Origin of the sequence: Acanthopleuribacter pedis (assembly GCF_017377855.1) — a bacterium.
GTDB classification, from domain to species: Bacteria; Acidobacteriota; Holophagae; order Acanthopleuribacterales; family Acanthopleuribacteraceae; genus Acanthopleuribacter; species Acanthopleuribacter pedis.
This window is the reverse complement of the sequence record NZ_JAFREP010000010.1, coordinates 90,395-98,706: the sequence shown is the minus strand read 5'-3', so window position 1 is coordinate 98,706 and position 8,312 is coordinate 90,395. Positions and strand designations below refer to the sequence as shown.

The 8,312-nt window shown below is 64.0% G+C and carries 2 protein-coding genes (1 of these 2 cut by a window edge); both read right to left on the bottom strand.

Annotated elements, in window-relative coordinates; genetic code table 11:
* Positions 1-78: 78 nt before the first annotated feature.
* A complete protein-coding gene (locus J3U88_RS12645) occupies positions 79-1,233 on the bottom strand; it encodes a MupA/Atu3671 family FMN-dependent luciferase-like monooxygenase (protein ID WP_207859130.1) in 1,155 nt (384 codons plus the stop codon).
* Between the two features lie 10 nt (positions 1,234-1,243).
* Positions 1,244-8,312 carry the 3' portion of an amino acid adenylation domain-containing protein gene (locus J3U88_RS12640; RefSeq protein ID WP_207859129.1) on the bottom strand. 6,632 nt of this gene lie beyond the right edge of the window, so the window shows 7,069 of its 13,701 coding nt (coding positions 6,633-13,701); the start codon falls outside the window, past its right edge; the stop codon is at positions 1,244-1,246.

The following is an 8,312-nucleotide window of genomic DNA, read 5'->3' as shown; positions in this document are numbered from 1 at the left end:
CGATGATCCCCGCGCGTCTGGACGTTGGTTCGTGGGTTGGCGGTTGGGCTGGGCTGGGTCATGAGTGGGCTCCGGGGCTTAAGGGTTGCGTTTGATGTAGGGCGCGATTAATTCTTTGAGGTAGGGCAGCGACTGGTGGACGACGTCGTAGTCGACCCCGAAATCCACCAGGCAGGCGATGTCGTCGACACCGACGTCGATGGCTTCTTCGATGATGGTGCGGCCGTGCTCAATGCCGCCGAAGATGCCGCTGGTTTTGAAGTAACGCTGGTAGGCGTAGGCCAGGATTTTTTGTTTCTCTTCTTCCGTGACCGTTTCGCCGGGCACCACCGCCGCTTTGACGTGGGCGTCCAAGGCGCTTTTGATGTAGGCCTTAAAGGGTTCCTCCACCTCGCGCTGCACCAGGTCCATGTCGGGGTGGACGAGGGTGTGCAGCATCAACGACACCACGCCCGCCTGGGGATCGTGGCCGGCCTCTTTACGTGCCTGGCGGTAAAGCTGAATGGGTTTGCGCATCGCTTCCAAATTGTTGCCGTAGAGCATGGTGAAGATGTTGTAACCTTGGCGGCCGGCGTGGATGAAGGCGTCGTGGTTTTTGGCAACCAACAACCACACATTCAGTTCCTTTTGGACGGGGCGCGGGAACACCTTGATCGGGAAATCCTCGCCGCCCGGACCGGGATAGGTCAGCTCCTCGCCACGCCACAGGCGGCGCACCTGTTCGATCCGTTCCGAACAGATCTCGCGGCGGTTTTCGTAGTTGTCCGGCGCCAGGATGAAGTCGGGTTTGTTCCAGCCGGAGCCGAAACCCAGGTCGACCCGGCCGCCGGAAAGGATGTCGTTCATGGCCCACCATTCGACGACCTCGGTGGGATGGTGCAGCGGCAGCGACACACCGGCGGTGCGGAAGCGGATGTTTTTGGTTTGCGGAATCAGGTAGGCCGCCATCACCGCCGAGTTGGCGTAGATCGAACCAAACTCGTAAAAGTGCCGTTCCGGCAGGTAGATCGAACAAAAACCTTCGCGGTCGGCGAACAGGGTAACGTCGCGCATGAAGTTGTATTTTTGCTCGTCGGAGACGTCCTTGCGCACATCCGAAAAGAACAGAAAACTGAAGGCGATTTTCTGATCGACCGGGGTGTGGCGGGTCGGCGCGGGTTGGTGGGCCCGCGTGGGTTCCGGCCGGCTCGTCCGGGGTTTGATGCCTAAAAGTTCTTCAACTGTTGCGCCCATGGTGTTCCTCTCAATTCATGACGGGCCGCGTTTGGGCGGCCAAATGTTGGGATAAGCTGCGAATGGTCGGGAAATCAATCAGCCATTGGGCGTCGATTTCCCGCGCGAGTTTTTTCTCCAGCATCACGGTGAGCCGCATGCCGGAAATGGAGTCCAGACCGTAGTCCGGGAAGCTATGGGTGTCGCTGACGTCCTCGATTTCGAGAACCGCGACCAGCGCGTCACGGATGGCGGCGGCGATGGGTTTGGCGGCCGAGGAGGACGGTGCCGGGTCGGGTTGTGGTGCCGGATCAAGTTCAGGCCCAGATTCCGGCGCAACACTTGCCGCCGCGGCTTCCGTTGGAAAAAGGAGCTTGTGCAGGCGCGCGACCAGGTCGCCGGCCAGCCCGGCGATTTCCCGTTCGTGAATGAACGCGCGCATGGTGTCGATGGTGAGTGGGTAGCCGCGACCTTGTTGCGCTTCCCAGCGTGCGATTTGCGTGGCAATGACGGCGGCGCGGGTGGTTGGTTGGCTTTCGCGTAGACCCAAGCCTTGCAACACTTTGTCGCGATCAGCCACGCCCATTAATCCCAAGGCGGCCGACGCGTGCAGGCAACCACTTGTGATGATTGGGAAGGCCGCGGTCATGTCGATGGGATCGTAACCGGATTCGCGGATCACCTTTTCGCGATTGGCGGGCAGGTAGCGGTCGACGGTCCAAAAGCCCCAGCACAAGGCACCGGTGTGGCCCGCGCGGCGGCCCGCCTGCTGTTCGGCGCGGCGCCAAACGGCAAAGGCGTTTTGGAAGGCGGCGGAATAACCGTAATCGGCCGAGCCGCGAATGCCGAAAGCGCCCATCGAGGAGAACAACACGAAGAAGTCGAGCGGTTCGGCGGCGGTGAGTTCGTCCAGGTACAGGGTGCCCGCGACCTTGGCGCGTTTGACGCGGCGGAAACTGTCCCAGGTTTTGGTAAGGATGGGCGCGTCTTCCACCAGGCGGGCCAGGTGGATCACGCCGTGAAGGGGGCCGACCTCGCTTTTGATGCGGGTGAGGGTTTGTTTTAAGGCGGCGCGATCACCGATATCCACCGCGTGGTAGGCGACCGCGGCGCCCAGCTTCTCGAGTTCGCGGCAGGTGGCGCGGCGTTGTTCATCCAGCGCCCCGCGCGAGAGAATCACCAGGCGCGCACGATAGCGTTGCGCCAACTCGCGGCAAAGCAATTCGCCGACGGGCCCGAGTCCGCCGGTTAACAGGTAGGTCGCACCTTCGCGGAAAAGGGACGTGTCGGTTTGCGGCATCGCGGTTTCTTCAAGCTTGGCGACAAGCCGTTGATCGCCGCGGTAACGCACCGACTGGAAGGGTTCCGCGTTGTCGTCGGATCCAGCCAGCCATTCCTGGAGCACGATCTGGGCGGGCGTGACCGATAAGAATGGGTCGGCCTCAATGCAGGTCCAGCGATGGCGCGCGTTTTCCAACACGGCCGATTTCAAGAAACCGTCCAGCGCTTGCAGGTCCAAACGGGGAATGGCCGTTTGATGGAAATGAACCATTTGCAGCGGTTTGTTCCAAGCCGTTTGCATGAAAACGTGGCTGAGGTGGAAGACCGTCGCCACCTCGTCTTCGGCGGGTTGCGGCGTTGTCGACACGGGGCGTTGCGGTTGGAGCAAAAACACCACATCGGGTCGCGCGGCAAAGGAGAAATCGGCGTTGATCCGGTTGGGGGTGACCGTGTCGACTTGGAAACCTTGGGTCAGGGATTGGCTCAGTTGCGTGAGCAGGTCGCGCAACGGGGCGGTGTCCTCGCTTTCGCCGATGAGGGCAATGCGCCGGCCGTCTTGCTTGCGGAGCGCGGCCTGCCAGTCGCGGTTCTCGGGAAGGTTTTGGGCCGACCAGGTTTCCGCGACGGCCAGCCATTCCATGTCGGGTTCGGCGGCGGGTGCGACCGCCGGGGAAGCAACCATCGCCGGGATGGTCACCGGCGGCTGTTTCTCCGGTAGCCAGTAGCGTTTGCGGGCAAAGGGATAGCTTGGCAGGTTGACGCGGAAGGGGCGTTGCGCGGGGTTCGGCCAGAGTTGCGCCCAATCGGGATCGGCGCCTTCGACCCAGGCCTTCAGCAGTTGGTCGAAACGGCGCGCCGCCAACCAGGCCGCGAGGGTTTCCCGCGGCGCCGCGGTCGCGTCCTCGGCGACGGTACCGAGGAAAAGGGTGCTGTGCTGCTCTCCGTTGAGGAAGCGCTGTAAGCCCGTGCGCAAGCCGTCGTAATCGGCGACGAGCAGGCCGAGCCGCGCCGGCATGGCCTCGCGACCGACCATTAAGGTGTAGGCGGTGTCGACCAAAGGTGGCCGCGTCTCCTGGGTGGGGCGTGCCCATTGGCGACAGATTTCGGCGATGGTGGCGCCGGTGGGGATCTGTTGCGACACGGCGACTTTTCCGGCCAGGCGTTCCAACAACGCGGTGCGGTGTACCGGTTCAATGCCGACTTCTTCCAGGGGCTCGTCTCGATCCAGTTCCGCGGCGTCGACCTGGAGCAGCGCGGCCAGCTCGTCGCGCACCAAGGTTTCCAACTCGGTGTCGGCCACACCGTCAAAGCGCTCCAGCCAGGCCAGCAGTTGCGTCGCTTGGGCACGCAAACGGTCCTCGTTGATCGCCGAAAGCAGGATCGGCTGATTGCCGCCCGCGTCGCGGCGTTCGGGGCGCTGGGCCTCGCGGATGACCAAGTGGGCGTTGGCGCCGCCCGCGCCGAACGAGGAGATCCCCGCCACACGGGGCGCGCCGCTCGCCGGTTGCGGCCAGGGGCGCAAGCTTTGGTTGACCACGAAGGGCGTGGCCTCGAAATCGATGTTGGGGTTGAGCGTGGCCGAGTGGAGCGACGGCGCCACCTGACCGTGTTTCATTTGCAGCAGGACTTTGGTGACCCCGGCGATGCCCGCCGCCGATTCGCAATGGCCGATGTTGGACTTGGCGGAACCCAAAAGGCAGAAACCGGTGTGGTCGGTATCGCGGCCGAAGGCACGGGTTAAGCCGTTGATTTCGATGGGGTCGCCCAATTTGGTGCCGGTACCGTGGGCTTCGATATAGGAAAGGTCCGCGGCCGACACACCGGCCTCGGCAAGTGCCTCGGCGATGACCGCCTCCTGGGCGCGGGGGTTGGGCACGGTGTAACCGTTGGTTTTGCCGTCGTGGTTGACCGCGCTGCCGAGGATCACCCCGTAAATGGGGTCGTGGTCCCGTTGGGCGTCGTCCAGGCGTTTGAGCAGGGCCACGCCCACGCCTTCACCAGGGATATAGCCGTCGCCGCCTTGGCCGAAACTCTCGCAGTAGCCGCGGTTGGAAATGAAGCGGCTGTCGCTGAGGATGGTGTACTTGTTGGGGTGCAGGTTGAGGTTGACACCGCCCGCGAAGGCCATGTCGGTGCGGCCCTGCCGCAAATCGCGCATGGCGAGGTCGAGGCAGGTCAGCGAGCTGGAGCACATGGTGTCGACGGTCATGCTGGGCCCGCGCAGGTTAAGGGTGTAGGACACGCGGTTGGCAATGCTGGCGTACAGGTTGGAGGTAGCGGTTTTGCGGCCCTCGCGGCTGGCTTGCAGGCCGATCAGTTGGTATTCGCCATACATCACCCCGGCATACACGCCGACCCGTTCCGGTAAGGCGTCGCGGCGGTAACCCGCGTCTTCCATCGCCTGCCAACAGCTTTCCAGGAACAGGCGCTCTTGGGGATCCATGAAACGGGCGTCCCGTGGGGCGATGTTAAAGAAGCGGGGATCGAAACCGGCGACGTCGTCGAGGAAACCGCCCCAGCGCGACAGGTGGACGCCGGTTTGGCTGGAGTCCTCGCTGAACCAGTGACGCCAGTCCCAACGGTCGGCGGGCACCTCGGTGATGCTGTTGCGGCCCGCGGCCAGGTTTTGCCAAAAGGTTTCTAGATCGGGGGCTTGAGGATAACGCCCGGCCAGGCCGACCACCGCGATTTGGGCGTTGGGTTTGCGCTTGGGTGTGGCCGCGCTGATACGTGCTTTTGATGGGGCTCGGTGTTTCCGAGGTGCCTTTGCTTGGTCGCCGGCCGCGACCGCTTGCCGCGGCGCGGTTTGGTGCAGCAGTTCCTGCAAGCGCGTGCCGTGATGTTTTTGGAAATATTCGGCCAGTTCGGCCAAGGTCTGGTATTCGAAAAACAGCGTTTTGGAAAGCGAGCCGAACACGGTCTCCAAGGTGTTGGTCATCTGCATCACCAAAATGGAATCAATCCCGTAGCGTTCCAGGGGTTCTTCCACGCGGATGCGGTGTGGCGGCAGTTTGAGGGTTTCGGAGAGCAGGTTTTTGAAGTAGTCCTGGACTTGTGCCGCGTCCGTTGGGGCCGCATTGGTTGGAACGGCGTTTTCCGTCGGCGTCGGTTCCTCCCCGGTCACCACCGGTGCGGCCTCGACGGCCTGGCGCAGGCGCACGGGATCACCGTGGAGTACCAACAGGCGCGTCGCCCCGCTCGCCAAGCCGCCGTGAAGCGCGGCCAAACCCTGCTCGGTTGGGAGCGGTTGTTCGCCGCCGGCCCGGGCCAGGTGTTGGATGACGCTGGCGTCCGGGCGCATCCCGCCGTCGCGCCACAACGGCCAGTTCACCGAAAGTACGCGTAAGTCCGTGTGTGAGGCGGCGAAGGCGTCGAGGAACCCGTTGGCGGCGGCGTAGTCCGCTTGGCCGACGTTGCCAAACACGCCGCTGGTCGAGGAGAACAGCGCCAGGAAATCGACGGCGCCGGCGGCCTCGGCAAGGTGCAGGGTGCCTGCGACCTTGGGGGCGAGCACCGCGCGCAAGGCATCGGTTGATTTGTGCAGGATCAAGGCATCGTCCAACACCGCGGCGGCGTGGAAGATGCCGTGAAGCGCACCCTGCTCGCGGCGGATGGCACGGATGAGGTCGGTGACGGCGGCGCGGTCGGTGACGTCGCAGGTTCGGTAAAGAAAGCCGGCGGCGGCCGGTTCTTGGCTGGTCTGGGGGCGACGTCCCACCAAATAAACCACCGCCTCGGCCGCGTGGTTTCGGATGTCTTCCGCGAGCAGGTTGCCCAAAGCGCCTGAGCCGGTGATCAGGTAAACGCCCTTGTCGCGCAGCGCGTGCTTTGATGGTAACGGGGTCTCGCTTTCGACCCAGCCGGGGATCTCGCGCTCCTGACCGCGGTAGCGAACGTGGTCCTGTTCGGGTAACGCCGCCGAGGTCGCCAAAATATGTTGCAACGAGGTGGTTTGATCCCATTCGATGAGTTGCGTGATCAGACGCGGGTTCTCCTGGTGGGCGCCGCGCAACAGGCCGATCAGCCCGGCAAAGACACCGGCCGGCGCGGGTAACACGACTTGAAGCAGCATGGTGCCGGCGTCCTGGCGCCGCAGCATGTGTTGCACCGTTTCAAAAACCGCCGCGGCGGTTTCGGTATAGGCTTGTTCCGTCGGGCCGTCCACGGGCAGGCGTTCGGCGTCGGGGATGTCCGTCGGCAACGCGTGTAACACACGACGTTCGCTGTAAACGAGTGTGTTCAAATGGGCGGGTACGGTGACCGCCTGCCAAGTGGGTCGGTAACACAAGGTTTGTGGGCCGGCGGCCGTTTCCAGCAACCGCGAGGAAAAACCAAACAGCTTGACACGAAGGTTTCCTGCTTCGTCGCGCAGGTCGATGTCGCATTTGCGGATGCGGTTTTGGTTGGTGGCCCCGTTGGGACGCACCGTGGCCGTCATGGTTTGGGTGCAGGGGCCGAGGATATCGACGCGGTCCAGCGCAAAAGGCAGGGCGGGCGCGTTTTCCGCGTCGGGGACCAAGGCGGCCGATGCTTGGAGTGCGGCGTCCATCATTACGGGATGGAGCACAAAGGCGAGCGCCGGCGCGGCGGCGGGACGCTGGATTTCGGCGAGGAAGGTGCCGTCGGCCGCGGGGCGGCAGGCCCGCAAGGCGCGGTAGGCGGGGCCGTGGTGTAAACCGGATTCGCGGAAGGCCTGGTAAAACGCATCGGGATCGATGCTGTCGGCGTGGTCCTGCTGGGTTACCGGATTCGGTTCGTGCGCCGGTGTTTCGGTTATCCGGGCCGTGCCTTGGCAATGGACCACCCGTTCCCCGGGTTCGGTGCTGATTTCGAAATGGATCGGGCCGAGCGCCTCGTTTTGATCCGCATCTTCCAGACGCAGGCGGATGGTTACGGTTTGGCCTGCCTCACCAACGGCCAGCGGCGCGGCCCAAATCACATGTTCCAGGCGCATTGGGCGTTCGCGCTCGGCGTCGCCGGTTGCTTGCTGAATCGCCGCGCGGGCCATTTCAAGATAGGCGACGGCGGGCAGCACGGGCACGGGGCGATCCGCCAAAACGACGCGGTGATCGGCCAGAAAGAACTCTTGGCCGGTGAACCGCGTGGTGAACCGTTGTTCCCAAAAATCGGAGGTGTTGCGGTGGACGAGTGGGTGGATCAGGACGCTGTCCGAACCGTCGCCCGCCGACGGTGGCACAGGCGGCCCGTAGGTTTCGCGCGCGAAGGGGTAGCCTGGCAGCGGGATGCATTGGGCCGAGGGCAGGGGGGGCCAAGCGACCGCGACACCGTTGGCCCACAGACCGATGATTTTGTCCAAACGGCCCGCGGCGACCCACTTCGTCAACAGTTCGCGGGCGTCCGCGTCGTCGTTGAGCAGCGCGATGCCGGTTGCGCCCGCGCCGATCCGGCCCCGCAAAACCTTGCTTCGGTCGCCCGCTTCAAACGCGGCCAATGTCGCCCGAACCGAGCCCGTATGTTCGGCCACAAAAGCCAGGCGTTCTTCCATCGCTTGGCGACCGATTTGCAGCGTGTGGGCCAAGTTGTGGAGGTTGACGTCGGGGTGGTGGTCGAGGAAACGGCGCAGGTTGGCGACCACCCGGCGCAACGCGTCCTCATCGCGCGCGGAGAGCAGGATGGCGGCGGGTCCGAGGTCCATCGAATCGATGGGCTTCCTGTCGGGTGCTTCTTCCAGCACCGCGTGGGCGTTGGCGCCGCCCGCGCCAAACGAGGAGATACAGGCCAAACGCGACCGTTCGCGGCCGTCCACGACCGGCCGCGGCCAAGCCGTTGTTTCCTGTTGTAGGAAGAAGGGGCCGGCG